Source organism: Duganella radicis, from assembly GCF_009720825.1.
GTDB lineage: Bacteria > Pseudomonadota > Gammaproteobacteria > Burkholderiales > Burkholderiaceae_D > Rugamonas > Rugamonas radicis.
Genome location: NZ_WNKY01000043.1, coordinates 12,372 through 34,063 on the forward strand (window position 1 = coordinate 12,372; position 21,692 = coordinate 34,063).

Here is a 21,692-nt window from a genome sequence, read left to right on the forward strand (position 1 = left end):
ATGCCGCCGTCCGTGTCATGTCTTGACGGAATAGTTGGGGTTGCATGTTTGCATTTCAATACGCAAACATCCTACCCCTGCGGCGGCTGGGCTTACTCCGCTTTTTGTTGCGATGCCGGCGTGCCGAACAGGGCGGCCACCAGCGGGTCGCGCATCACCGGGCCGCGGTTGACGCGGATGGCGTAATGGGTGTCGTCGGCCAGAATGTGGAAGTGGCGGCCGCTGCCGGCCATGGCTTGCTCGCGCAGGCCCGGACGTTCCTTGCGCGGCGGCGCGCCCTCGCGCTTCGGCTGGGCGATGGCGGCCAGGAAGGCGGCGATGCGCTCCGGGTCGGGGGTCAGCTGGTAGACCGCCTTGCCCAGATAGGTGGCCGTGCCTTCGACGTAGCGCGCCAGCTCGATCACGCCGGCCTCGCGCAGGTCGCGGATGTATTTGCGGGCGCCCGAGGGCGAGAATTTCAGGAACCAGGCGATTTCGTCGGCCAGCATTTCGTGCTGGGTCAGCTCGGCGATCAGCTTTTGCATGTTCTCGATGCGGCGCAGGGTGGCCGAGGTGGAACGCACGCGTTCGATCGACGCCATCGACAGGCCGGGCTTGCGGTCCAGCGGCGCCGGTGTGGAACGCTCCATCATCGTCAAACGCGCCGTGGTGGCTTGCATGTCCGGCGAGGCTTTCATCTCGTTCTGGACCATGGTCTGTTGTTTGCTGGCTGCATGCATGGGAACACTCCTTAAAAACATTTCAATGGCTTGGGGTCAAGAATGCCCGCTCGCAGCGTTCCGGTCTGTGCGTCAACGAACATTGTGGAGGCTTCTTTGCCTTAACTTGGGACAAGCGCGTTTCAATTAAGTTCCAGGAAATGTGGCGGGTTTGATACAGCTCAAAGTTTGGTGCGCTAGCGAACGGTGAAAACGCACCAACGCGCCTAATCTTCGGTCCAACAGCGATGCGACAACATTGCTGCTTTTGAAACAATTATTTCTCAATAAAAACGGGAGCTAACCAGTGAATAAATCCAAGAAGATTGCCCTCGCCGCCGCAGCCCTGTGTGCGTCGTGTTCCGCCATGGCCCAAGATCCGGTCATCAATCCATCGTGGTATATCCAGCCCAGCGTGAACGGCGTCAAGCCCGACTCCGACTTCGGCGTGGACAAGCGCGGCTACGGCGCCGGCCTGAAGTTCGGCAAGGCCGTGAGCGAAAACTGGGACGTGCAGACCGGCTACACCTATGCCCGCTCCCGTGAAAACAACCAGCGCTATCAGCAGGAAACGCTGGGCGTCGACGGCCTCTACCTGTTCTCGCGCAAAAGCTTCCGTCCCTTCATCCTGGTGGGCGTCGGCGCCGAGCGCGACAAGGTCAACCTGCTGGGCAATATCGAGCGCAAGAAAACCTCGCCTTACGCCAGCGTCGGGCTCGGCTTCCAGGCCGACCTGAGCGAGCGCGTGGCGCTGCAAGCGGACCTCCGCAATGTGCACGGCTTCATCCGCGGCGACGAGTTCCCCAACTCCAAGAGCAACAACTACTACGCCACCGTCGGCCTGAACATCGCCTTCAACGCGCCGCCGCGCGCCGCCCCGCCGGCGCCGCCGCCAGCGCCGGTGGTGCAGGAACCGCCGCCACCGCCACCGGCGCCGCCAGCCCCGCCGCCGCCGCCGCCGGCGCGCTTCGAGAAGGTGACCATGTCGGCCACCGAGCTGTTCGCGTTTGACAGCGCCAAGCTCAACCCGAACCAGCCCAAGCTGGACGACATCGCCAACGTCCTCAACAACAACACCGGCATCAATGACGTGGTGATCAGCGGCTACGCCGACCGCCTCGGCAGCGAGAAGTACAACCAGAAACTGTCCGAGCGCCGCGCCAACGTGGTCAAGGACTACTTGGTCGGCAAGGGCGTGGCCGCCAGCCGCCTGAAGGCCGAGGGCCGCGGCGAGGCCAATCCGGTGGTCGAGTGCCACGACAAGAAGCGCGCCGACCTGATCAAGTGCCTGGAACCGAACCGCCGGGTCGAGGTGGAGCAGATCACCATCGAGCGCCGGGTGCAGTAAAGCGGCGGGCCAGCCATGTTCCCGGTGCTGAAATGCACGGTCTCCGAGTGGTTCGAGCACCGCGGCGGCAGCATGGGAGCGGCGCTGGCGTTCTACACGCTGTTCTCGCTGGCGCCGATCCTGGTCCTGGTGCTGGCGATCGCCGGCTGGTTCTACGGGCCGCAGGCCGCGCAGGGTGAACTGTTCGCCCAGTTGCGCGGCCTGGTCGGCCCGCAGGGCGCGGAAGCCATCCAGCTGGTGCTGGCCGGCGCCCGCAACAAGGAAGAAGGCCGCCTCGCGACCCTGGTCGCCGGCGGCCTGCTGCTGTTTGGCGCCACCACCGTGTTCGCCGAGCTCAAGGCCAGCCTCGACGCCATCTGGCAAGTCCCGCCCCTCACCCACGGCACCGTGTGGGACGTGGTGCGCACCCGCCTGCTCTCGTTCGGCATGGTGCTGGTGCTGGCCTTCCTGCTGATGGTGTCGCTGGTGGTCAGCGCCGCGCTGACGGTGCTGGAAAAATACTGGGGCAGCCTGTGGAGCGAGGCCGGCGTGGCGCTGACCGTGATCAACGCCGTGATCAGCTTCGCGGTGATCGCCGCCCTGTTTGGCGTGATCTTCAAGATGCTGCCGCGCGTGCAGCTGTCCTGGCACGACGTCACCATCGGCGCGCTTGGCACGGCGGCCCTGTTCACGCTGGGGAAATATGCGATCGGCGCCTACATCGGCAACAGCGGCGTGGCCAGCAGCTTTGGCGCGGCCGGCTCGATGATCGCGCTGCTGCTGTGGGTGTACTACTCGGCGCAGATCTTCTTCCTGGGCGCCGAGTTCGCGCGCCAGTACGCGCTACAGCTGGGCAGCCTGCGCCACCGCTCACTCGCCCAGTAGCTCGGCCACCACCTCCATGCCCTCGACGCGCTCGGCCACCACCTTGACGATCACGATCAGCGGCACACCCAGCAGCAAACCCCACACGCCCCACAGCCAGCCCCAGAACAGCAGGCTGACAAACACCGCCGCCGCGTTCATGCGGGCGAAGCGGCCGGTCATCCAGGTCGCCACCACCGTGCCGATCAGGGTGGCGATGGCCAGCGAGGCCCCCATCACCAGCAAGCTCATCTGCAAAGACTCAAACTGGAGAAACGCCACCATGCCGGTCGCCAGCATGATCAGCAGCGGACCGAAGTAAGGCATCAGGTGCAGCAGGCCGGCCACGATGGCCCAGGCGCCGGCGTTCTCCAGCCCCACCCAGCGCAGCGCGATCCACATCAGCAGCGCCAGCGCGGCGTTGGTCACCAGCAGCATCAGCATGTATTTCTGGATCGAGCTGTTGATGTCCTCCAGTATGTGCACCGTGATGCGCTTCTTGGTCAGCGACGGCCCGGTCAGCTTGACCAGCTTGCGCTTGAAGGTGTCGCCCGACAGCAGCAGGAAGAACACCAGGAAGATCACCATGGTGGCCTGGCCGAGGAAGCCCATCACGCCCATCGAGCCGGCCCAGATCCAGTTCATCACCGGGAAGGCTTCCGACGGCGGCGTCGGCGCGGCGCGGCGCGCGGCGCGCTTTTCCTGCGCGCCGGCGGTGGCTTGCTGGAGCTCCGCCGCCACGTCCTGGAGGCGCTGGATGGCGCTGGGACCGCCGCTGTGCAGGCGCTCCGACAGCAGCCGCGACAGCTTGTGGCCGGCGGTCGGCAATTCGTCGACGATCGACTGGAATTCGCCCTGCACCTTGTCCAGCACCAGCGCCGAGCCGCCCAGGATGGCGGCCGTCACCAGCGTGGCGCCGACTAGGCGCGGAATGCGCAGGCGCTCCAGCCAGCACACCAGCGGACTCAGGGTATAAGTGATGAGGATGCCCAGCACCAGCGGCACCAGGAAGTCGCGCGACCATTGCAGCGCGTACAGGAAGACAACGGTGGCGATCACGCCCAGCGCCAGGCCGCGCGCGTGGACATGCAAGGGAAGTCGAGGAGCATCCAGGTCCTCCGCGGGCTGATTCATGATGACTCACAAGAACGCCGGCGCGTCCACGCGCGCCGGCCAGGGTTGCTTACTTGACGTGGATGTCGTTCTTCACGGCGGTCACGCCTTTCACGCCGCGGGCGATTTCAGCGGCCTTGGCGATGTCTTCAGGCTGGGACACAAAGCCGCTCAGCTGCACCGTGCCCTTGAAGGTCTCGACATTGATCTCGGTCGACTTCAGGGTCGGCTCGTTGAAGATGCTGGCCTTGACTTTGGTGGTGATGACGGAATCGTCGACATACTCGCCGGTGCCTTCCTTGGTGGAGGTCGAAGCGCAGCCGGTCATGGCGCCCAGCAGCGAGACGGTGAACAGGGCAGTGGCGATTTTATGTGCGATTTTCATGGCGATTCTCCTTGGAGTGATGGAACAATGAGTTTGTCAGCCCTCGGCCGATGTCGCCATTAAACGCCGCTTTGCCGCGCTTCTCTGTTCGGTACCGTACAAAAATCGCCACGCACCGCACGGTGCGCAATCGCACAGACCCGGCCAGCGCTCCTGTCTATGCTGGCATCACACTTTTCCGGGAGGACAATATGAAACGCTCAACTACGCTAGCCGCCGCGCTGTTTGCCGGCGTCGCCGTGCTGAGCGGCTGCGCCAGCGACAACCGCCAGCCGCAACAGATCGGCTATATCAGCAACGAATCTTCCACTTACGGCACCATCGATTCCATCCAGGTGATGCAGGCGCAAGGCAGCTCCGGCGTGGGCGCCGTCACCGGCGGCCTGATCGGCGGCTTGCTGGGCAATCAGGTGGGCTCGGGCAGCGGCCGCACGGCGGCCACGGTGGCCGGCGCGGTCGGCGGCGCGGTGGTCGGCAACAACGTCGAGAACAACCGCAACGCCGGCAAGCAGGAATACCAGATCAGCGTGCGCATGGACAACGGCGACTACCGCATCGTCCAGCAGGACAGCATCTACGACCTGCGCGTGGGCAACCGCGTGCGCCTGATCGACGGCCGTCTGTATCGCTACTAAAACAAGGAGAACATCATGGGCACCATCATTCTGATTATTCTGGTATTGGCTCTGATCGGCGCCCTGCCGACCTGGCCGCACAGCCGCAACTGGGGCTATGCGCCCAGCGGCATCACCGGCCTGATTGTGGTGATACTGCTGATTATGCTGCTCACCGGCAGGCTATGACAACAAGGAGAACATCATGGTACGTCACATCGTCACCGGCGTGATGATGGCGTGCGCGGCCTGGGGCACCGCGCACGCGCAGGACACCACGCCGCCGCAAAACGCCCAGCTGCAACGTCAGGAAATCGCCCGCGGCGAACCGACGCGCTGGTCCCAGCCCGATATCACGCGGGCCCAGCAAGTCCACACACTGCGCAAGGAAATCGGCGCCGCGCTGGCCGAGGCGCGGCAGGCCTGCCGCCAGGGCCCGGCCGCCGAGCGCGGCCCCTGCCTGAAGGAAGCGCAGGCCACCTACCAGCACGACATGGCCAACCTGCCGCAGCTGCTGGCGCAAAGCCACGACTAAAGCAACAGGGCCGCATCACGCGGCCCTGCTGGTTCCTGCTGGTTCCTGCCTGTTCCGGTTGATGCCCCGGTTTATTCGCGCGGCGGCGCGTGGCGCCGCCACAGCCACGCCACGCCGGCCCCGGCCAGCACCACCAGCGCCAGCGCCGGCTTCACCAGCCGCTTGCGCGCGATGTAGGAACCGATGGTCAGCGCATACGGCATCAGGGCCTTGTAGTTAAAGCCGCTGAGGCCGCCCGGTTGCAGCAAGCCGCCCAGGCGCGCCTGCGCCATGCCGATGGCGTGATCGACCGCGCCGTGGAACAGCGCATCCGGTTGCAGCGCCTGGCCCACCAGCGCCTTCGAATGCACCACCTTGATGCGCAGCAGTTCGCCCTCGCGTATCAACCGGTGTTTTTCGGCCGCCAGCGCGGCCTCGTCTTCCTGCTTGCTCATGGCATCTCCTTACACCAGCATGTCGCGGTCCGACTTGAGTTCCGCCATGGTCGCCGGCAGGGACAGCTTGCCGCTGCGGATCAGGGCCCGCGCGTACAGGATCAGGCCGATGGCGAACAGCAGGAACACCGCGGTGATGATCGGCAGGATCACCCAGCCGATCGCCGCCCACGCCAGATAGACGATGGTGACCGTGGCATAGATCAGCGCGAAGCCGCCCAGCAGCACGGCCAGCGCGAACACCAGCACCAGTTGGAGCAGATGGTTGCGCACTTCCGCCAGCTCCAGCGCGGCCAGTTCCAGCCGGTTGAGCAGCAAAGCGATCGCGTTGCGGGTCACCAGACCCAGCGACGCGATCAGGCCCGGCGGCGGGCGGTTGGCTTCGTCATGCGCCACGGTAGCTTACTTGCGGCCGATGATCACGCCAATCAGCAGGCCGATGCCGGCCGCCGCCGCGATCGAGCGCCAAGGGTTTTCCTTGACGTACTCGTCGGCTTGCTTGGCCGCCTCCTTGGTGGCGGCCACGGCGCTGACCTGGGCTTCGTGGGCCTTGGCCAGCGCGGTGTCCAGCGCGCGCATGCCGCGGCCGCGCAACTCCTCCGCCTTTTCACCGGTCAGCGCGGTGGCGGCGGTGAACAAGGCCTGGGCATCTTTCACCAGAGTTTTCACGTCGTTATTCACGGTACTGATGTTTTGTTCCAGCATGATGAAGCTCCTGTTGTGGTTGTTGATGTGAAAACTGTACAGCAAATGCCCTCAGGCTGCTTTTCCATGTTCGTCAAGCAGATCACGCATATCGTCCGCGTGTTCCTCTTCCACCGCCATGATCTTGATCAACAGTTGGCGCGTGGTCGGGTCGCTGTCGCCGATTTTGGCGATCATTTGCCGGTACGATTCAATGGCGACCCGCTCCGCGATCAGATTGGCCCGCACCATCGATTGTACGTCTTCTGACGCATCATACTCGGCATGGCTGCGTGCGAGCAATGTTGCCGGATTGAAATCAGGATCGCCATTCAGCTGGACGATGCGCTCGGCCAGCCAGTCGGCGTGCTCCTGCTCTTCCTGCGCGTGCTCCAGGAATTCGGCCTTGATGCCGGCGTTTTCGCGCCCGCTCACCGTGTAGTAGTGGCGCTTGTAGCGCATGATGCACACCAGCTCGGTGGCCAGCGCCTCGTTCAGCATCTGCACCACGGCACGGCGGTCGCCCTGGTAGCCGGCCGTGACCGGGCCGTCCTCCAGGTTGCGCGCGGCGGCGCGGATGGCTTCGACATCAATGCCGGTTGGGGTAGATTCAGCCATGACTTCTCCTTTGAAAAATTAGCGGCGGTTGGCGATCGGCGCGCCGTTCTGCGACAGCACGATTTCCACCCGGCGGTTCAGCTGGCGGCTGCCGGCGTCGCCATTGCTGGCCACCGGATAGGCTTCGCCATAGCCGCGCGTGGCGATCTTGCCGGCCGGGACGCCCAGGCCGATCAGCGCGTTGCGCACCGATTCCGCGCGCCGCTGCGACAGCTCCAGATTGTGCGACGCGGTGCCGGTGCTGTCGGTAAAGCCTTCGACCAGCACCACGCTTTGTGGTTCCTGCATCAGCACGTCGGCCACTTTCTGCGCGGTGCGCATGCCCTCGGCGCTGAGCTCGGCGCGGTCGACATTGAACAGCACATCGCTCAGGGTGATGACGATGCCGCGCTCGGTCTGCTTGGCTTGCAGGTCGGCCAGTTGCTGTTGCAGGGCGGCGTTCCTGGCCGCTTCGTCGCGCGCCGAGTTGGCGGCGGCGTCGGCCTGGGCGCGGGCGGCGTCGGCGTCGGCCTTGGCCTGGTCGGCCTGCGACTTGGCGCGTTCGGCGCTCATGCGCGCCTGGTTGGCCTCGGCGGTGCGGGCCTGCAGGCGGATCTCGTCGCGCTGGCGGGCGGCGTTGGCCACGTCAGCCTCGGCCTGCTTGGCCTTGGCCGCCTCCTGCGCGGTGGCGATCTTCTGCTTGGCGACATAGGCCAGCTTGTCGATCTCGTTCAGGCTCTCTTTTTTCGCGGCGGCGGCGTTGGCGCGGTCCAGCGCATCGGCGGCGGCCTTGAATTCCAGCGGCGCGTTGGCGGCCACCGAGGGATTGCTCTGCGCCACGCTGAAATCGGCGCGCGCCTGGTCGAGCTGGGTGGTGGTGGTCGGCGTGGTGCTGCACGCGGCAAACATCATCGAGACCGCGAAGGCGGTCGGCAACAGGACGAGTTTTTTCATGATCGGCTCCATCGGCTTTATTGTTGGCTGGTCGCGTTGGCCCGTTGCAGTTCTTCGCGCAGCAGGCGGATGTTTTGTTGCAGTTCATCGGCGGCGCTGGTGGCCTTGGCCGAGTTGGCCTTGCTCTGCGCCAGCTGGGCATCGGCCTGCGCCTGCGTGGCGAGGTCTTGCGCGGTTTTGTAATCCCTGGCGGCCAGCGCCTGGTTGGCGCGCATCAGCTTGTCGCGCGCCGATTGCATTTCGGCCGGCGCCAGGTCGGCCGCGCCGGCGCTGGTGGCGGCCGTGACCGCTGCGCGCGAGGCCGCCACGTCAGCCGTGGCGGGCGTCTTGTTGCTGGCGCAGCCACCCAAGCCCACCAGCACGGCCATGCCAAACAGCATTTGCCATTGCGTATTCAGGTTCATCATTATTTTTCTCCTCAAGATGTTTGGGATAGCCGTAGTTATAGGCGCATGGCAGAGCGGCATCAGTACGGTGACGCACAAAAACAGAATGTGTACAATGATGCAATGCCTGTTTCCCTGTCTCCCCGCTCCCGTATCGCCCTTGCCGCCGGCGGCCTCGTGCTGGCCGTGCCGCTGGCCGCCCTCATCGCGCTTGCCAACCATGATTGGAACCGGGCGCGCCCCTGGCTCAACGACAAGATCAGCGCCGCCATCGACCGTCCGTTCGCCATCCGCGGCGAAGTGGCGCTGGCCTGGCGCCAGCAAGACCGCTGGCTGCCCATGCCGCACCTGGTGGCGCATGATGTCCATGTCGGCAATCCGCGCGGCATGCGGGCGCCGGCCGAGATGGTCAGCGTGCGCCAGTTCACCTTTGCCATCGCGCTGTTGCCGCTGCTGCGCCAGCGCATCGAAATCCCGGAGCTGCGCTTCGACAATCCGGCCCTGCTGCTGCAACGCGATGCCGACGGCGCCAACAACTGGACCTTCAAACGCGACGACAAGCCTTCGCCGTGGGTGCTGGATGTGCAGCGCGTGGTGTTCTCCAAAGGCACGGTGCGTTACATCGACGCCATGACCCATGTCGACGCCCGCGCCGACATCGACACCATCAACGATGGGCAATACGGCGTGGCCTGGCAGCTGCGCGGCAAGTGGAACAACCAGGACGTCAGCGGCGGCGGCAAGGCCGGCGCCGTGCTGTCGCTGCAATCGCAGACCCGGCCGTTCCCGCTGGCGGCCAGCCTCAACGTCGGCGGCACCCGCATCAGCCTTGAAGGCACACTGACCAAGCCGGCCGCGCTGGCGGCGCTGGACATGCGGCTCAAGCTGTCCGGTCCCAGCATGGCGCGCCTGTACGGCCTGACCGGCGTGCTGCTGCCGGAAACGCCACCGTTCGCCACCGAGGGCCATCTCACCGGCCAGCTGGGCGCCGACGCCAGCCACTGGGTCTACGACCGGTTCACCGGCAAGGTCGGGCAAAGCGACATCGGCGGTAGGCTGGAATTCAAGACCGGCGAGCCGCGCCCGCTGTTGAGCGGCAATGTGCAATCGCAGCTGCTGCAAGTGTCCGACCTCGGCCCGCTGATCGGCGCCGACTCCAGGGCCAGCAAGGAGGCGCGCGGCGCCGAGGCTGTCCAGCCGGGCAACAAGGTGCTGCCGGTGGAACAGTTCCGCACCGAACGCTGGACCGCCATCGATGCCGACGTCAATTTCAAGGCCGCGCAAATCACCCGCGACAAGGACCTGCCGATCCACCGGCTGGACACGCAAATCCACATGAAGGACGGCGTGCTGGCGCTGACGCCGCTCGACTTCGACATCGCCGGCGGCCGCTTCACCTCCAACGTCATGCTGGACGGCAGCGGCAAGATCAATCCGCACGCCATCCGCGCCGAACTGAAGGCCGGCGCGCGCCATCTGCAACTCAAGCAGCTGTTCCCGTCGATTGAAGGCATGCAGGCCACGGTGGGCGAGGTGAACGCCGACCTGGCGCTGTCGGCCACCGGCAACTCGGTGGCCAGCCTGCTCGGCTCGTCCAACGGCGAACTCAAAGGCGTGGTCAATCAGGGCAGCGTCAGCAAACTGCTGCTGGAAGCCATGGGCCTCAACCTCGGCAGCGTGGTGCTGACCAAGCTGGTGGGCGACAAGCAGGTCAAGCTCAACTGCATGGTGACCGACTTCGCCGTCACCAACGGCCTGATGAAGTCGCGCCTGTTCGTGGCCGACACCTCCGATGCGCGCATCGACATCGGCGGCACCGTCAACCTCGGCAACGAGCAACTGGACCTGACCCTGAAGCCGGATGCGAAAAGCATGCGCGTGATCTCGCTGCGCGCGCCGATCTATGTGCGCGGCACCTTCAAGCAGCCGGACATCAGCGTCGACAAAGGCACGCTGGCCCTGCGCGCCGGCGGCGCGCTGGCGCTGGCGGTGGTGGCGCCGGTGGCCGCCATCGTGCCGCTGGTCAGCACCGGGCCGGGCGAGACGGCGGAGTGCAAGTCGCTGATCGCGCAAGTCGGCGGCAAGACCAGCGCCCCGCCGCCGCCTTGATTGCCGCCCACTGTGCGATGCCGAACGGAAGCATGCTCCTGGCTTGCGTAAGCTGTAACCGTCTACCAAACAAGGAGATCATCATGAACAACATCAAGCGAATTGCAGCGACCGCCGCCGTGCTGGCGGCCACCCTGGGCCTGAGCGCCTGTGCCAATATGTCGGGCCAGGATAAAAACACCGCGATCGGCGCTGGCGTCGGCGCCGTGGCCGGCTCGGTACTGACCGGCGGCAGCGCGGTCGGCACCGTCGGCGGCGCGGCCGTGGGCGGCGTGATCGGCAATCAAGTGCAAAAGCCACCGCGTTAATCCGCGACGCTGCCATCAAAACGGACCTTCGGGTCCGTTTTTATTTTTCCTTGAACAGATCGTAGCAGTGGCAGGAGACCGCCTCCAGCCCGGCCGTATCGAGGATCTCGATATTGCCACGGCTGTAGGTGATCAGCTTTTGCTGTTGCAGCGCGCTGGCGGCCTTGGTGACGCCCACGCGCCGCACGCCCAGCGCATGGGCCAGGAACTCGTGGGTCAGGTGAAATTTATCCGACTGCAAGCGGTCGCGCGTGATCAGCAGCGAGCGCGCCAGCCGCGCCTCCAGCACATGGAAGCGGCTGCACACGGCGATCTGGATCGCCTGCGCCAGCAGGGTATCGGTATAACGATGCAGCAGCCGCTGCAAGGACTCCATGCGATAAAACTCGGTGACGAAATCCTCGGCCGCCATACGGTACACGCGGCCCGAGCGCTGCACCACCGCGCGCACCTGCGCCCTGCCATTGCCGAGCACCACCGAGGCCCCCAGCATGCCCTCGCGTCCGAGCGAGCCGACCTCCAGCGTCATGCGGCCGCCGGTCACGCCCAGCAGCGAAATCAGGCAATCGATGGGGAAGTACACATGGCGCATCTCCTGCCCCGGCTCGGTGAGCACCTGGCCGTTTTCCACGCGCACCGTCTCGCATTGCTCGGCGAGCTGGCGCTGATCCTCGTCCGGCAGGCTGGCCAGCAGGCGGTTGTTCGCCAGCCGGGGTTGCGCGCGGTCTTCGTCGGGAGAATGGGCGGATATAGTGTGCATGGAAACAGATTAAAGGCAATTATTTGCCCTGTATGTACGGTGACGCACGGAAGACCTGGATGTCCTTGAGGAAAATATAGGCCTCTACTAAAAAACCAAGGACACTTCTCATGGATACCCAAAACAAACCAGCTACCCACCCAATCATGGTGATCGCCGCCGTGGCGGTGGTGCTGTTCTGCGGCGTCGGCAGCGCCGCCATCTTGGGCTGGCTGCCGACCTCCAACGCCACCGTGCCGGAGAAAGTCGCCGGCCTGCCGCCGGCGCCGGAACAGGCGCCCAAAGCGGCCTATCCCGAGGCGCCGGCGCAATCGCTGGCCCAGCAAGACCGCGGCCAGGCCCCGCAACAGGAAGCCCGCCAGGCGCCATGCACCAACTGCGGCGTGGTGGAATCGGTGCGCGCGATCGAACATCGTCCGAAAGGCAGCGGCGTCGGCGCGGTCGGCGGCGCGGTGCTGGGCGGCCTGCTGGGCAACCAGGTCGGCAGCGGCCATGGCCGCCAATTGGCCACCGTGGCCGGCGCGGTCGGCGGCGCCGTGGCCGGCAACCAGATCGAAGGCAATATGAAAACCACCCACACCTGGGACGTGGTGGTGCGCATGGACAACGGCACCAGGCGCACCTTCCACAATGCGCAGCAGCCATCGTGGCGCTCGGGCGACTCGGTGCGCGTAGTCAACGGCCAACTGCGTTCGATGGACTAAGGCGCAAAGTACGGCAGCGTACAGAATCCAGCGCGGCGCTTGCAGATAATAGACGCAACACAACCCGAGGAGATAATCATGCTTTACACCATCGCTGTAGTTCTGCTCATCCTGTGGCTGCTGGGTCTGGTAACGTCGTACACCATCGGCGGCTTCATCCACATTCTGCTGGTGGTCGCCATCATCATGGTGCTGCTGCGCCTGATTAGCGGACGCGGCGTGTAGCCATCTCCGCCCCCGGCTGAAACGGCGCCTGAACTTGCAGGCGCCGTTTTCGTTTATGCTAGTCGTTTTCGGGAGGACTTATGAAACGCTTCATGCTCATCCTGGCGATCCTGGCGCTTGGCCAGGCCGCCGCCCAGACCATCAAGCCCGGACTGTGGGAAATGAACAGCAAGGTCAAGACCGGCAATGCCCAGACCGACCAGGCCATGAGCGCCGCGCTGGCCCAGCTGTCCGCCATGCCGCCCGAGCAGCGCGCCAACATCGAAGCCATGATGGCGCAGAACGGCGTCTCCATGCCCAAGGCCGGCAGCGATGGCGCCATCACCATCAGCGCCTGCGTCACGCCGGAGATGGCCGCGCGCAAGGAGCTGCCGCTCAACCAGCAAGGCAAGTGCACGTCCCGGCAGGAACCGGTGACGGGCGGCCTGAACGTCTCCTTCACCTGTACCGATCCGGCCTCCAGCGGCAACGGCCAGATCCGCTTCAACGGCGACACCGCCTACACCATGACCATGAACGTCACCAACAACAGCGGCACCGGCCCGCGGAACGCGACGGTGGAATCGACCGGCCGCTGGCTGAGCGCCACCTGCCCTGTCAAACCGAAATAATCAGAAAGCGTGTTTGAGGCCGAAGTTGACGGCGCGGTCGTTGCCGCCGCCGGTGCGCACGGAGCGGTTCTGGATGGTGGTGAAGGAAGTGAACACCTTGGTGCGGCGCGAGAAGGCGTAGCTGGCGCCCAGCGCGAACTGGTTGGCGTCGTGATCGGCCAGGCCGCGGTCATCGCGGTGGATGTAGGAAGCGAGGAAGGTGGTGGCACCCATCGGCACCGACACGCCGACCAGCACATCGCGGCTATTGTTCAGCGGATCGCGCCGCGCCACCGCGCCGTAGAGATTGTTCTGATCCCACAGCAGACTGCTGTCGCCTTTGCTGAGGCCGTACGCGGCATAGCCGATGAAGCGGCCGAAATCGACATTGGCCGCCACCAGCGTATTGCGCGCCGACTGATCGACGGCCGGCGTGGTGCCGGTGGCGTCCAGCATGTTTTCCTTGCGCTGATGGGTGATGCTGATGCTGGCCCGGCCCTTTTCATAACCGATGGTGGCGCCGTAAGCGCGGTTGACCCAGTTGTTGAACGGCGCCTCGCCCACGCTGTAGCTCATCGATCCCACCAGCCCGCTGCGCGAGCGCGGCGACTTGAACTGGATGGTGCTGTCGTAGCGCTTGAGCGCGCCCACTTGCGTGTCGTCCATCAGATTGTACTGGCGCCCCAGCGCGCCCAGCCCTAGCGGCCCGTCGAGGCCTTCCAGCACACGGCTGTCGAACGGCTTGCTGTCCACCGGATTCGGATCGATCGCGCGATACACCCCGCTCTGCGCTATCGCAGCCAGTGGTGCCATCAGGGCAATGGAGGCGAGGACGGTTTTCATGATGGAACCAGTGTAGGCCACGGCCCCGCGCCGCTCTGTGCGCGCAATCACGAACACCGCAAAAATTCTATGTTCGGTACCGTACATACAAGCTCGGCGGTGATGTCTATACTGCGCCCATGCTAGAAATCCTTGAAAAAATCAGCGCCGACAGCAACGACATCGGCCAGATGATCGCCCTGTTCGATACGCTCCGCCCCCCGCGCGCCATCGACGGCGCGCGGGCCACCGCCAATGTGCGCACCTTGTGCCAGCTACTGAAAGGCAATCCTGCGCACGCCGTGGCCTTGCGCAGTTATGCGCGCAACCTGGTGGCGTCGCGCCGCCATGCCAGCCTGTACACCGAGATCGGCGTGCTGTCGAACGACGGCTTCTTTTCCGAGCTGCGCACCCGCATCGCCTACCGCATCCTGCCGCCCGCGCTGGGCAACGACTACCTGAGCGAAGCGCTGGACCAGATCGTCTACAGGCGCACCGACTACATCTGGATGAGCGCCGTGCCCACCGAGGACTGGCTGGCGCTGTGCGATGTGGTCTGCCATGCCGAGCAGCGCGCCGACGCGCCGCGCCAGGACAACCTGATGCTGCCGGGACTGCTGGACGCCATCCGCACCTTGTCCTACCGCGTGTGCGCCATTGGCCTGGAACCGCGCCTGACCAATTTCCACACCGAGATGGAAACCTACGAGTCGCCCTTCATGGTGCAGAACTTCGAGGTCAACGCCTGGCTCGACGCCTACCAGCGCAAGCTGGCCGGCGACGACCTCGCCCTCGAAGACAGCCGCCACCTGCTGGTGATGCTGGACCAGTGCGACACCGTGATCGGCAAGATCCGCAAGAAAGCGCTGAGCCAGGGCACCAGCATCGCCCTCACCTACTTGCTGGTATCGCTGACGCAAAGCCTGGACCGCATGCGCAAGCTGCTGATGCTGGTCGACCGCCAGCAGGACACCGACCGCCGCGGCGCCGCGGTGGCGCTGGGACTGGAACTGGTGGAGGCGCACAACAACAAATACATGGTGCGCGACCTGCTGCGCGACAACGTCGACCTGCTGGCGCGCAACGTCACCGAAAACGCCAGCCACACCGGCGAGCACTACGTGGCCGACAGCCGCAAGCAACTGCGCGGCATGTTCGTCTCCTCGGCCGGCGCCGGGCTGGTGATCGGCTTCATGGCGTTGTTCAAGATCCTGATGTCCTACCTGCGCGCGGCGCCGCTGGTGGAAGCTTTTTTGTTCAGCATGAACTACTCGCTGGGCTTTGTGTTCATCCACCTGCTGCACTTCACGGTGGCGACCAAGCAGCCGGCCATGACCGCCTCGCGCATCGCCTCCGGCCTGCATTCCAAGGATGGCCGCAACATCGACATTGAAAGCATGGCCGAGCTGTGCGCCAGGGTGATCCGCACGCAGAACATGGCGGTGCTGGGCAACCTGGCGGTGTGCATCCCGACCGCGTGGCTGATCGCCATGGCGTGGCCGTGGCTGACCGGCCACCATCTGGTGTCGCCGGAGAAGGCCATGCACCTGCTGCACGACATCGATCCCATCCATGCGCCGACCCTGATCTACGCGGCCATCGCCGGCGTCTGCCTGTTCCTGGCCGGCCTGATCTCCGGCTACTACGACAACAAGGCGCTGTACACGCGCTGGGCGCAACGGATCTCGCAACTGCGCGGCCTGCGCCGCCTGCTGGGGCAGGAACGGCTGGACCGTCTTGGCGTCTATCTGGAGAACAATCTCGGCGGGCTGATGGGCAATTTCTTCTTCGGCATCATGCTGGGCGCGATGCCGTTCATCGGCTTTGTGCTGGGCATTCCGCTGGACATCCGGCATGTGACCTTCTCCTCCGCCAACTTTGCGACAGCAATTGTTGGACTCGATCACAATGTCAGCTGGGAACTGGTTGTGACTTCTGTGGCAGGATTCCTTGCCATCGGAACAGTCAACCTGCTGGTCAGCTTTGGCCTTGCCCTGTGGGTGGCGCTGCGTTCGCGCGGGGTGCATTTCAAGCACGGCTGGCAACTGCTCAAGGCGCTGGGCCGCAGGTTCCGGCAAGGGCCGGTGGCGTTCCTGTTCGGCGCCAGAGAAGATGACGAACTCACTGAAAAGGCCTGAAGATGAGACTGGTGCGCATGCATGTGTGGCTTCCCTCGATGCTGATGTGCTGGGGTTTGCTGGGCGCCTGCGCATCGCTGCCCAATGTGACCGGGCTGAACGAGAAAATCGACGCGCCCGCCGCGCCCACCGTCAAGGGGCCGAACGGCGACCTGAGCGACGCCCGCACCAAGGCCCTGCTGGCCAAGCGCTGGTCCAAGGGCACGCTGGACTTGCAGCAGCAGGCGGCGCTGGAAGAAGCCGCCACCGGCGTGCCCCTCATCGCCGGCAATAAATGCACGCTGCTGTTCGACGGTCCGCAGACCATGTCGGAAATGCTGAAGGCGATCGCCGGCGCGCGCAATCACATCAACCTCGAAACCTATATCTTCGACCAGGACGAACTGGGCCTCAAGTTCGCCGACGCGCTGATCGAGAAGCAGCAGCAAGGCGTGACCGTCAACATCCTGTACGACAGCGTCGGCACCATCGGCGTGCCGGCCGAGTTCTTCGCCCGCATGCGCAAGGCCGGCATCCACCTGATCGAATTCAATCCGGTGAACCCGGCCAAGGTCAGCGGCGAAGGCTGGAAGATCAACAACCGCGACCACCGCAAGGTGCTGATCGTGGACGGCAAGATGGCCTTCACCGGCGGCATCAACATCAGCGCCACGTACGCCAAGAGCTCGCTGTTCCGCTCGGCCTCCAAGCCGACCGACAAGTCGCAGGTGGGCTGGCGCGACACCCACATCAAGGTGGAGGGGCCGGCGGTGCAGACTTTCCAGTGGCTGTTCGTGCGCCAGTGGGCCTCGCAGGACAAGGACGATCTGCCCGAGGCCGACTATTTCCCCAAGCCGGTGATTGCCGGCGACAAGGTGGTGCGCGTGCTGGGCAGCGCGCCGGGCGGGCAGTTTGAAATCTACAAGGCCTATGCGCTGGCGATCCAGGAGGCGAAGAAATCCATCCACCTCACCTCGGCCTACTTCGTGCCAGACCGGCAAACCGTGGACGCGCTGATCGCGGCGGCCAAACGCGGCGTGGATGTGAAAATCGTGCTGCCGGGCGTGTCCGACAGCGGGCTGGTGTTCTACGCCGGCCATGCCTTCTACGACGATCTGCTGTCGGCCGGCGTGAAGATTTACCAGCTCAAGCTGGCCGTGCTGCACGCCAAGACGGCGGTGATCGACGGCGCCTGGTCGACGGTGGGCTCGACCAACATCGACACCCGCAGCTTCCTGCACAACAGCGAGCTCAATGTGATCGTCATGGGCGAAGCGTTTGGCGTGGAGATGGAGAAGGCCTTCCAGGAAGACATGAAGGACTCCAATCTCATCACACTGGAGCAATGGCGCGACCGGCCGTTCGTGAACCGCATGAAAGAATGGGCGGCCCGCTTCATGAATTACTGGCTCTAACCCTCCGCCGCCAGCGACCAGACGTCGCCGCTGCGGCGGAAGCATTCAGTGTGGACCGGCTCGAAGCTGGCCGTGCCTTCGATCCAGCTGTAGCGCTCGACCCGCACGTCGTCCGGATCGATGCGCAGCACGTTGAAGGAGTTGGACTCGCCGCGCCCGCGCGTCGAGGTCGCCGTGCCGGCCTGCACCACCAGCGCCGCATAGCCGCTGATCTTGTAGCGGTGCGCGCTATTGCCCGCATGGCTGGCATGCAGGTGCCCGGCCAGCAGCACATCCACTCCGCACTCGGCAAACGCCTGCATCGCCATCGGCGCGCGGTCGACCAGATCGTCCTTGTCGAAGGTATCCGGCAAATCGAAGGGATGGTGGGTGACGATGATGCGCGTGTGGTCCGGCCCCACCGCCTGCATGCGCTGCCGCATCTGCGCCAGCTGTTCCTTGTTGACGCGGCCATCCTTGAAGGTCAGCGAACGCGCGGTGTTGATGCCGAGGACGGCGATCTCCTCGTCCACATACTCCGGCGCCAGGTCCAGCGTGATGTAACGCGTGTATTTGCGCAGCGGCGTCAGGAAGCGGCTGGCGACGTTGTACAAAGGGATGTCGTGGTTGCCCGGCACCACGATCTGCGGCCCCGGCAAGGTATCCAGCCAGGCGCGCGCGGCCTTGAACTCCTCGGTCCTGGCGCGCTGGGTCAGGTCGCCCGACACCACCACCACGTCCGGCGCCAGCCGGTTCACCAGCTCCTGCAAGGGCCGCAGCAAATCCTGATCGACGCGGCCGAAATGCAGATCGGATAAATGGACGATGGTGCGCATACTCTTCTCCCGGGCGCTAGGCAGCCGGCACGATCACATGCAGCGCCGATGCCCTTGAACGATAGCACAACGGCGGGCTCATGAGCGTGACCTCACCATCGGTCGCCACCCGCAATCGCTGATGGCGCGTTTCAATGGTCAACTCCTGCGACGACAGCACATCGAAATCGCGCGCCTCGCGCAGGCGACCGAACAGCGCGTGCACGGCGTAGCGCAGCAGGCCCAGCCGGGTCGGCTTCTGCGCCACGTACAGACACAGCTTGCCGGTGTCCAGCCGCTCGCGCGCGCCCAGCGTCAGGCCTTGCAGGTATTCGTTGTTGCCGATGAAGACAAACGGCGTGCGCCGCAGATGCTCCTCGCCATTGATCTTGAGCCGCACGCTGAGGAAAGGAAAACGCCGCAGCGCGGCAAACAGCGCCCAGCCAAACGCCGGCCATTTGCCGCGCCCGAGATGGCGCTGCTGGGCCTCGCGGTCGCGCACGATGTCCGGGTAGATGCCGAGGCTGGAGTTATTCAGGAAGATGCGGCCGTTGACCTCGCCAACATCGACGCGCACCGCAACGCCGTGCACGGTGTTGGCGACCGCCTCGTCCAGCTCCAGCGGAATATTCAAGTCCTTGGCAAAGTGGTTCAGCGTGCCCAGCGGCAGCACGCCCAGCCGCGTTTCGGTGCCGGCCAGCACCGAGGCCACGGCATTGATGGTGCCATCGCCGCCGCCCGCCACCACCACCGGAGCGCCTTCGGTCACGGCACATTCGGCGCGCGCGATCATCTCGGCGCCGCTCTTCGCCAGCGTGATGTCGGCCTCCACCCCCTGGGCGCGGAACTTCTCGGACAGCGCGGCAGTCCAGCCGCCACAGTAGCCCAGGCCCGCGCTCGCATTCACAATGACGACGATATGATTCATACGGTTTATATTGTTTTCGCTTCGCGCCGGCGGCGCAGCGTGGAAATCGCGGTGATGCAAACCGCCAGCCACGCCACGCTTCCGGCCATGGCGGCCAGCACGTCGCTGACATAATGCGCCCCCAGATAGACGCGGCTCAATGCCACCAACAATACCATTGTCAGGCACACCGCCACTGTTCCCAAGCGCACACTCCACGCCGGCCGCGCGATCACCAGATAGCTGACCAGCAGGCCGTAGAAGCAAGTCGCCGCCGTGGTGTGGCCGCTGGGGAAGCTGTAGGTCGCCAGCGTGACCAGCGGCTCCTCGAACACCGGGCGCGTGCGCTGGAACACATGCTTGAGGGCCACGTTCAGCAACATCCCACCCGGCACCGCGAAAGCCAGCGCCAGCAGCCAGTAGCGCGCCTGCGCGCGCCACAAATACAGCGCAAAGGCGCCGAACAGCAGCGCCATGCCGGCCACCGAATGCAGCGCCGAGATCCCGTACATCAAGCTGGTGAGCGGCTCGAACGCATGCGCGTTGAACCAATGCGCCACCTGCACGTCCAACACCGTGATGGCTTCCTGCCCCATCACCGCCTCGGCCAGTTCATGGAAAACGTAGCCCGACACCAGCAACAACACCATGCCGATAGTCAGATGCAGGCCGAATTCGCCGCCCGGAGACAGTCTTGCCTCCACGAAACTAAGCAATTTGTTAGAAATTTGGTCCTCCAGTGTGGTCCGCCGATGAAGTTAGCGTAAAAACCACGAAACAACGAATTTACTGTTTATTTGCACAGTACCTGTTTATTCATACAGTAGTTATGCTATTCTGAACTCCTCGAACAACACATCACCAACAAAAAGGAATTCACATGAGCACTTTGAACAGCAGCTATGGTTCCCGCTTCGGTCTGGAATACCTGCCTACCTCTTTCATGGTTCGCATGGGCAAACGCGAAATGATGGTGTGCCGTGACTTCCGCAAGCGTTTCTACGCAGTGAACCCGATCATGGAGTGCGACACCGGCGTACAGGCAGGTCATCTGGAAGTACTGCTGTTCCGCCGCTGGTTGCTGATCCTGTCGAAATCGAAGGCTCACTAATGGTTGCCGGTGCCAGTTGCCCATCCCAGTCGCATGACAGGCCGGCCAACGCCGCCGCCTCGCTAGCGCTCCTCACCTGGGTTTGGCAACTGGCGAGCCGACATCCGGTTCATTCACCGGATGCGCCTCGTGCCACAGCGTCACAAACAACACCATCACCACCGGACCGATAAACAGTCCGACCAGGCCCAGCGTTTCGACGCCGCCGAGTATGCCGAACAGTACGGCCAGGAATGGCAGCCGCGTGGCATTGCCAATGATGCCTGGTCGTACAAAGTGATCGGCCACGAACAGCACCACGCCGCCCCAGGCCGCCACGGCAATGGCCGCCGGCACCGCGCCGTTAAAGGCCAGCACACCGGCCGCACTCAGGAAAGCCAGCGGCGCGCCGAAGGGAATGATGGCCAGGATGCCCGTCGCCGCCGCCCACAGTGCCGGTGACGACAAGCCTGCCAGCGCGTAGCCTACGCCGATCAGCAAGCCTTCCGCCAGGCCAACCAGCACCAGTCCGTTGACGGTGGCACGAATGGCGGTCGGGATTTTTTGCGCGTAGTGCAGCCAGCGCTCCGCGCTCAGCCAGTGACTGCCGATGGCGCTGATCTGGCGGTTCAGCACTTCGCCGTCCTTGTAGAAAAAGAACAGGCACAAAAAGGCCAGGCCGAAATCCACCAGCCGGTGCATGAAGCCGACGCCAGCAACCTTGAGCATGTCGCTGGCCGAATGGAAGCCATTGATCTGGCGCTCGGACATCAGGTGCGCCAGCCCATGCGGCTGGCTCAGGGTGGCTTGCCACCAGTCGGTGATGGCGTCGCCGATCACCGGCAAATGGTGGATGAAGGCCGGCACCGGTATGCCGTCGGTATTTGCCGTGACCACATAGTTGGCCAGCTCAGGCGCCTGTCGCGCGGCCTGCGTCACGCCCAGCAGCACCGGTACGATGAAGACGGCGGCCATCAACAAGGTCAGCACGGCAGCCGCCACGATGTGATGGCGGCCGAAGCGCGCCCGCATGCGCAGGTACAGCGGCCAGGTGGCGACGCATAAAATCCCCGCCCAGATCAGCGGCAGGAAGAAGCGGTGCGTCACGAAGGCGGCCAGTGCTATCAGCGTCAGCGAAAAACCGGCGCTGAGGATGTCGCGCTGGGTTTCGGTCATTGCTCTCTCCCGGATGTTCTTGTTGGCGCTATGGTAAGCGCATTTTGTCGCCCTGCCACCACACCGAAGGCCGATTTCAGGCGG

Annotated in this window: 28 protein-coding genes; 13 read left to right on the forward strand and 15 right to left on the reverse strand. The window is 64.6% G+C overall.

All coding sequences use genetic code 11. The annotated features are described in order from the left end of the window. Positions 1-92 precede the first annotated feature (92 nt). Positions 93-632 (reverse strand): winged helix-turn-helix domain-containing protein, encoded by a 540-nt coding sequence (locus tag GM676_RS25350; protein ID WP_371866372.1) that lies wholly within the window; start codon positions 630-632, stop codon positions 93-95. A 373-nt stretch (positions 633-1,005) separates the two neighbouring features. On the opposite strand from GM676_RS25350, the gene GM676_RS25355 reads away from it, so the two are divergent. Both GM676_RS25355 and GM676_RS25360 read left to right on the forward strand, forming a co-directional pair. Beyond that, positions 1,006-2,046, forward strand: coding sequence for an OmpA family protein (locus tag GM676_RS25355; protein WP_371866368.1), 1,041 nt, complete (start codon positions 1,006-1,008; stop codon positions 2,044-2,046). 15 nt (positions 2,047-2,061) lie between these two features. Next, positions 2,062-2,910: a YihY/virulence factor BrkB family protein gene (locus GM676_RS25360; RefSeq protein ID WP_155466990.1), complete on the forward strand. Its 849-nt coding sequence runs from the start codon at positions 2,062-2,064 to the stop codon at positions 2,908-2,910. Here the strand turns inward: GM676_RS25360 and GM676_RS25365 are convergent. Then, positions 2,896-4,023: an AI-2E family transporter gene (locus tag GM676_RS25365; protein ID WP_155466991.1), complete on the reverse strand. Its 1,128-nt coding sequence runs from the start codon at positions 4,021-4,023 to the stop codon at positions 2,896-2,898. The two genes, GM676_RS25360 and GM676_RS25365, sit on opposite strands and share 15 nt — an antisense overlap. A gap of 49 nt (positions 4,024-4,072) precedes the next feature. Then, the gene (locus GM676_RS25370) at positions 4,073-4,387 is read right to left on the reverse strand and encodes a BON domain-containing protein (RefSeq protein ID WP_155466992.1); all 315 of its coding nucleotides are present in this window, start codon (positions 4,385-4,387) and stop codon (positions 4,073-4,075) included. 191 nt (positions 4,388-4,578) lie between these two features. Between GM676_RS25370 and GM676_RS25375 the strand changes: the two genes are divergently transcribed. The 3 genes from GM676_RS25375 to GM676_RS25385 are packed head-to-tail and all read left to right on the forward strand — an operon-like array spanning position 4,579 to position 5,536. Continuing rightward, positions 4,579-5,022 carry a glycine zipper 2TM domain-containing protein gene (locus GM676_RS25375; RefSeq protein ID WP_155466993.1) on the forward strand — a complete coding sequence of 148 codons (444 nt, stop codon included), beginning with the start codon at positions 4,579-4,581 and terminating at the stop codon, positions 5,020-5,022. Between the two features lie 15 nt (positions 5,023-5,037). After that, complete coding sequence (locus GM676_RS25380) at positions 5,038-5,190, forward strand: DUF3309 domain-containing protein (RefSeq protein ID WP_090192273.1); 153 nt, start codon at positions 5,038-5,040, stop codon at positions 5,188-5,190. A 16-nt stretch (positions 5,191-5,206) separates the two neighbouring features. Further along, positions 5,207-5,536, forward strand: coding sequence for a hypothetical protein (locus GM676_RS25385; protein WP_155466994.1), 330 nt, complete (start codon positions 5,207-5,209; stop codon positions 5,534-5,536). Positions 5,537-5,607: 71 nt separating this feature from the next. On the opposite strand, the gene GM676_RS25390 is transcribed toward GM676_RS25385, so the two are convergent. The 6 genes from GM676_RS25390 to GM676_RS25415 are packed head-to-tail and all read right to left on the reverse strand — an operon-like array spanning position 5,608 to position 8,612. Then, positions 5,608-5,970: a hypothetical protein gene (locus GM676_RS25390; protein WP_155466995.1), complete on the reverse strand. Its 363-nt coding sequence runs from the start codon at positions 5,968-5,970 to the stop codon at positions 5,608-5,610. A gap of 9 nt (positions 5,971-5,979) precedes the next feature. Next, entirely contained in the window at positions 5,980-6,366 is a 387-nt protein-coding gene (locus tag GM676_RS25395; protein WP_371866369.1) for a phage holin family protein, read from the reverse strand. A gap of 6 nt (positions 6,367-6,372) precedes the next feature. Next, on the reverse strand, positions 6,373-6,675 hold the full coding sequence (locus tag GM676_RS25400; RefSeq protein WP_155466996.1) for an ElaB/YgaM/YqjD family protein: 303 nt from the start codon (positions 6,673-6,675) through the stop codon (positions 6,373-6,375). 51 nt (positions 6,676-6,726) lie between these two features. Beyond that, positions 6,727-7,272, reverse strand: a complete 546-nt coding sequence (locus GM676_RS25405) for a ferritin-like domain-containing protein (protein ID WP_155466997.1) — start codon at positions 7,270-7,272, stop codon at positions 6,727-6,729. Positions 7,273-7,290: 18 nt separating this feature from the next. Continuing rightward, positions 7,291-8,205 (reverse strand): OmpA family protein, encoded by a 915-nt coding sequence (locus GM676_RS25410; RefSeq protein WP_229262856.1) that lies wholly within the window; start codon positions 8,203-8,205, stop codon positions 7,291-7,293. 17 nt (positions 8,206-8,222) lie between these two features. Then, positions 8,223-8,612 carry a DUF4398 domain-containing protein gene (locus GM676_RS25415; protein ID WP_155466999.1) on the reverse strand — a complete coding sequence of 130 codons (390 nt, stop codon included), beginning with the start codon at positions 8,610-8,612 and terminating at the stop codon, positions 8,223-8,225. Positions 8,613-8,714: 102 nt separating this feature from the next. On the opposite strand from GM676_RS25415, the gene GM676_RS25420 reads away from it, so the two are divergent. Beyond that, positions 8,715-10,700, forward strand: a complete 1,986-nt coding sequence (locus tag GM676_RS25420; protein ID WP_155467000.1) for an AsmA family protein — start codon at positions 8,715-8,717, stop codon at positions 10,698-10,700. Between the two features lie 83 nt (positions 10,701-10,783). Next, positions 10,784-11,008, forward strand: coding sequence for a YMGG-like glycine zipper-containing protein (locus GM676_RS25425; protein WP_155467001.1), 225 nt, complete (start codon positions 10,784-10,786; stop codon positions 11,006-11,008). A gap of 40 nt (positions 11,009-11,048) precedes the next feature. Here GM676_RS25425 and GM676_RS25430 read toward each other — a convergent pair whose 3' ends face one another. Then, positions 11,049-11,768, reverse strand: coding sequence for a Crp/Fnr family transcriptional regulator (locus GM676_RS25430; RefSeq protein ID WP_155467002.1), 720 nt, complete (start codon positions 11,766-11,768; stop codon positions 11,049-11,051). A 110-nt stretch (positions 11,769-11,878) separates the two neighbouring features. Here GM676_RS25430 and GM676_RS25435 point away from each other — a divergent pair, with 110 nt between their 5' ends. The 3 genes from GM676_RS25435 to GM676_RS25445 all read left to right on the forward strand — a co-directional run bounded on the left by GM676_RS25435 (position 11,879) and on the right by GM676_RS25445 (position 13,308). Continuing rightward, complete coding sequence (locus GM676_RS25435; protein ID WP_229262857.1) at positions 11,879-12,472, forward strand: glycine zipper 2TM domain-containing protein; 594 nt, start codon at positions 11,879-11,881, stop codon at positions 12,470-12,472. Positions 12,473-12,550: 78 nt separating this feature from the next. Then, complete coding sequence (locus tag GM676_RS25440) at positions 12,551-12,697, forward strand: lmo0937 family membrane protein (RefSeq protein ID WP_008446864.1); 147 nt, start codon at positions 12,551-12,553, stop codon at positions 12,695-12,697. Positions 12,698-12,777: 80 nt separating this feature from the next. Beyond that, entirely contained in the window at positions 12,778-13,308 is a 531-nt protein-coding gene (locus tag GM676_RS25445) for a DUF3617 domain-containing protein (RefSeq protein ID WP_155467003.1), read from the forward strand. Here GM676_RS25445 and GM676_RS25450 read toward each other — a convergent pair whose 3' ends face one another. After that, the gene (locus tag GM676_RS25450; protein ID WP_229262858.1) at positions 13,309-14,130 is read right to left on the reverse strand and encodes a porin; all 822 of its coding nucleotides are present in this window, start codon (positions 14,128-14,130) and stop codon (positions 13,309-13,311) included. 119 nt (positions 14,131-14,249) lie between these two features. Between GM676_RS25450 and GM676_RS25455 the strand changes: the two genes are divergently transcribed. Both GM676_RS25455 and cls read left to right on the forward strand, forming a co-directional pair. Further along, on the forward strand, positions 14,250-16,247 hold the full coding sequence (locus GM676_RS25455; RefSeq protein WP_155467005.1) for a site-specific recombinase: 1,998 nt from the start codon (positions 14,250-14,252) through the stop codon (positions 16,245-16,247). Between the two features lie 17 nt (positions 16,248-16,264). After that, the gene (cls, locus tag GM676_RS25460; RefSeq protein ID WP_371866370.1) at positions 16,265-17,641 is read left to right on the forward strand and encodes a cardiolipin synthase; all 1,377 of its coding nucleotides are present in this window, start codon (positions 16,265-16,267) and stop codon (positions 17,639-17,641) included. Here the strand turns inward: cls and GM676_RS25465 are convergent. From GM676_RS25465 to GM676_RS25475, 3 genes are read right to left on the reverse strand one after another with little or no spacing between them, the layout of a single operon-like run. Beyond that, positions 17,638-18,456 carry a metallophosphoesterase family protein gene (locus tag GM676_RS25465; RefSeq protein ID WP_155467007.1) on the reverse strand — a complete coding sequence of 273 codons (819 nt, stop codon included), beginning with the start codon at positions 18,454-18,456 and terminating at the stop codon, positions 17,638-17,640. The two genes, cls and GM676_RS25465, sit on opposite strands and share 4 nt — an antisense overlap. A gap of 16 nt (positions 18,457-18,472) precedes the next feature. Beyond that, positions 18,473-19,363 (reverse strand): diacylglycerol/lipid kinase family protein, encoded by an 891-nt coding sequence (locus tag GM676_RS25470; protein WP_155467008.1) that lies wholly within the window; start codon positions 19,361-19,363, stop codon positions 18,473-18,475. Between the two features lie 5 nt (positions 19,364-19,368). Further along, positions 19,369-20,046 (reverse strand): phosphatase PAP2 family protein, encoded by a 678-nt coding sequence (locus GM676_RS25475; protein ID WP_371866371.1) that lies wholly within the window; start codon positions 20,044-20,046, stop codon positions 19,369-19,371. Positions 20,047-20,222: 176 nt separating this feature from the next. Here GM676_RS25475 and GM676_RS25480 point away from each other — a divergent pair, with 176 nt between their 5' ends. After that, entirely contained in the window at positions 20,223-20,453 is a 231-nt protein-coding gene (locus GM676_RS25480; protein ID WP_090192292.1) for a hypothetical protein, read from the forward strand. A gap of 72 nt (positions 20,454-20,525) precedes the next feature. Here GM676_RS25480 and GM676_RS25485 read toward each other — a convergent pair whose 3' ends face one another. Continuing rightward, complete coding sequence (locus tag GM676_RS25485; RefSeq protein ID WP_155467010.1) at positions 20,526-21,608, reverse strand: AI-2E family transporter; 1,083 nt, start codon at positions 21,606-21,608, stop codon at positions 20,526-20,528. Between the last annotated feature and the right edge of the window lie 84 nt (positions 21,609-21,692).

Coding starts and splice junctions, on each gene's coding strand:
- GM676_RS25350 (WP_371866372.1), bottom strand. CDS start 632: ATGATGGAGCGTTCCACACCGGCGCCGCTGGACCGCAAGCCCGGCCTG.
- GM676_RS25360 (WP_155466990.1), top strand. CDS start 2,062: ATGTTCCCGGTGCTGAAATGCACGGTCTCCGAGTGGTTCGAGCACCGC.
- GM676_RS25365 (WP_155466991.1), bottom strand. CDS start 4,023: ATGAATCAGCCCGCGGAGGACCTGGATGCTCCTCGACTTCCCTTGCAT.
- GM676_RS25370 (WP_155466992.1), bottom strand. CDS start 4,387: ATGAAAATCGCACATAAAATCGCCACTGCCCTGTTCACCGTCTCGCTG.
- GM676_RS25375 (WP_155466993.1), top strand. CDS start 4,579: ATGAAACGCTCAACTACGCTAGCCGCCGCGCTGTTTGCCGGCGTCGCC.
- GM676_RS25380 (WP_090192273.1), top strand. CDS start 5,038: ATGGGCACCATCATTCTGATTATTCTGGTATTGGCTCTGATCGGCGCC.
- GM676_RS25385 (WP_155466994.1), top strand. CDS start 5,207: ATGGTACGTCACATCGTCACCGGCGTGATGATGGCGTGCGCGGCCTGG.
- GM676_RS25390 (WP_155466995.1), bottom strand. CDS start 5,970: ATGAGCAAGCAGGAAGACGAGGCCGCGCTGGCGGCCGAAAAACACCGG.
- GM676_RS25400 (WP_155466996.1), bottom strand. CDS start 6,675: ATGCTGGAACAAAACATCAGTACCGTGAATAACGACGTGAAAACTCTG.
- GM676_RS25405 (WP_155466997.1), bottom strand. CDS start 7,272: ATGGCTGAATCTACCCCAACCGGCATTGATGTCGAAGCCATCCGCGCC.
- GM676_RS25410 (WP_229262856.1), bottom strand. CDS start 8,205: ATGAAAAAACTCGTCCTGTTGCCGACCGCCTTCGCGGTCTCGATGATG.
- GM676_RS25415 (WP_155466999.1), bottom strand. CDS start 8,612: ATGATGAACCTGAATACGCAATGGCAAATGCTGTTTGGCATGGCCGTG.
- GM676_RS25420 (WP_155467000.1), top strand. CDS start 8,715: ATGCCTGTTTCCCTGTCTCCCCGCTCCCGTATCGCCCTTGCCGCCGGC.
- GM676_RS25425 (WP_155467001.1), top strand. CDS start 10,784: ATGAACAACATCAAGCGAATTGCAGCGACCGCCGCCGTGCTGGCGGCC.
- GM676_RS25430 (WP_155467002.1), bottom strand. CDS start 11,768: ATGCACACTATATCCGCCCATTCTCCCGACGAAGACCGCGCGCAACCC.
- GM676_RS25435 (WP_229262857.1), top strand. CDS start 11,879: ATGGATACCCAAAACAAACCAGCTACCCACCCAATCATGGTGATCGCC.
- GM676_RS25440 (WP_008446864.1), top strand. CDS start 12,551: ATGCTTTACACCATCGCTGTAGTTCTGCTCATCCTGTGGCTGCTGGGT.
- GM676_RS25445 (WP_155467003.1), top strand. CDS start 12,778: ATGAAACGCTTCATGCTCATCCTGGCGATCCTGGCGCTTGGCCAGGCC.
- GM676_RS25450 (WP_229262858.1), bottom strand. CDS start 14,130: ATGAAAACCGTCCTCGCCTCCATTGCCCTGATGGCACCACTGGCTGCG.
- GM676_RS25455 (WP_155467005.1), top strand. CDS start 14,250: ATGCTAGAAATCCTTGAAAAAATCAGCGCCGACAGCAACGACATCGGC.
- cls (WP_371866370.1), top strand. CDS start 16,265: ATGCATGTGTGGCTTCCCTCGATGCTGATGTGCTGGGGTTTGCTGGGC.
- GM676_RS25465 (WP_155467007.1), bottom strand. CDS start 18,456: ATGCGCACCATCGTCCATTTATCCGATCTGCATTTCGGCCGCGTCGAT.
- GM676_RS25470 (WP_155467008.1), bottom strand. CDS start 19,363: ATGAATCATATCGTCGTCATTGTGAATGCGAGCGCGGGCCTGGGCTAC.
- GM676_RS25480 (WP_090192292.1), top strand. CDS start 20,223: ATGAGCACTTTGAACAGCAGCTATGGTTCCCGCTTCGGTCTGGAATAC.
- GM676_RS25485 (WP_155467010.1), bottom strand. CDS start 21,608: ATGACCGAAACCCAGCGCGACATCCTCAGCGCCGGTTTTTCGCTGACG.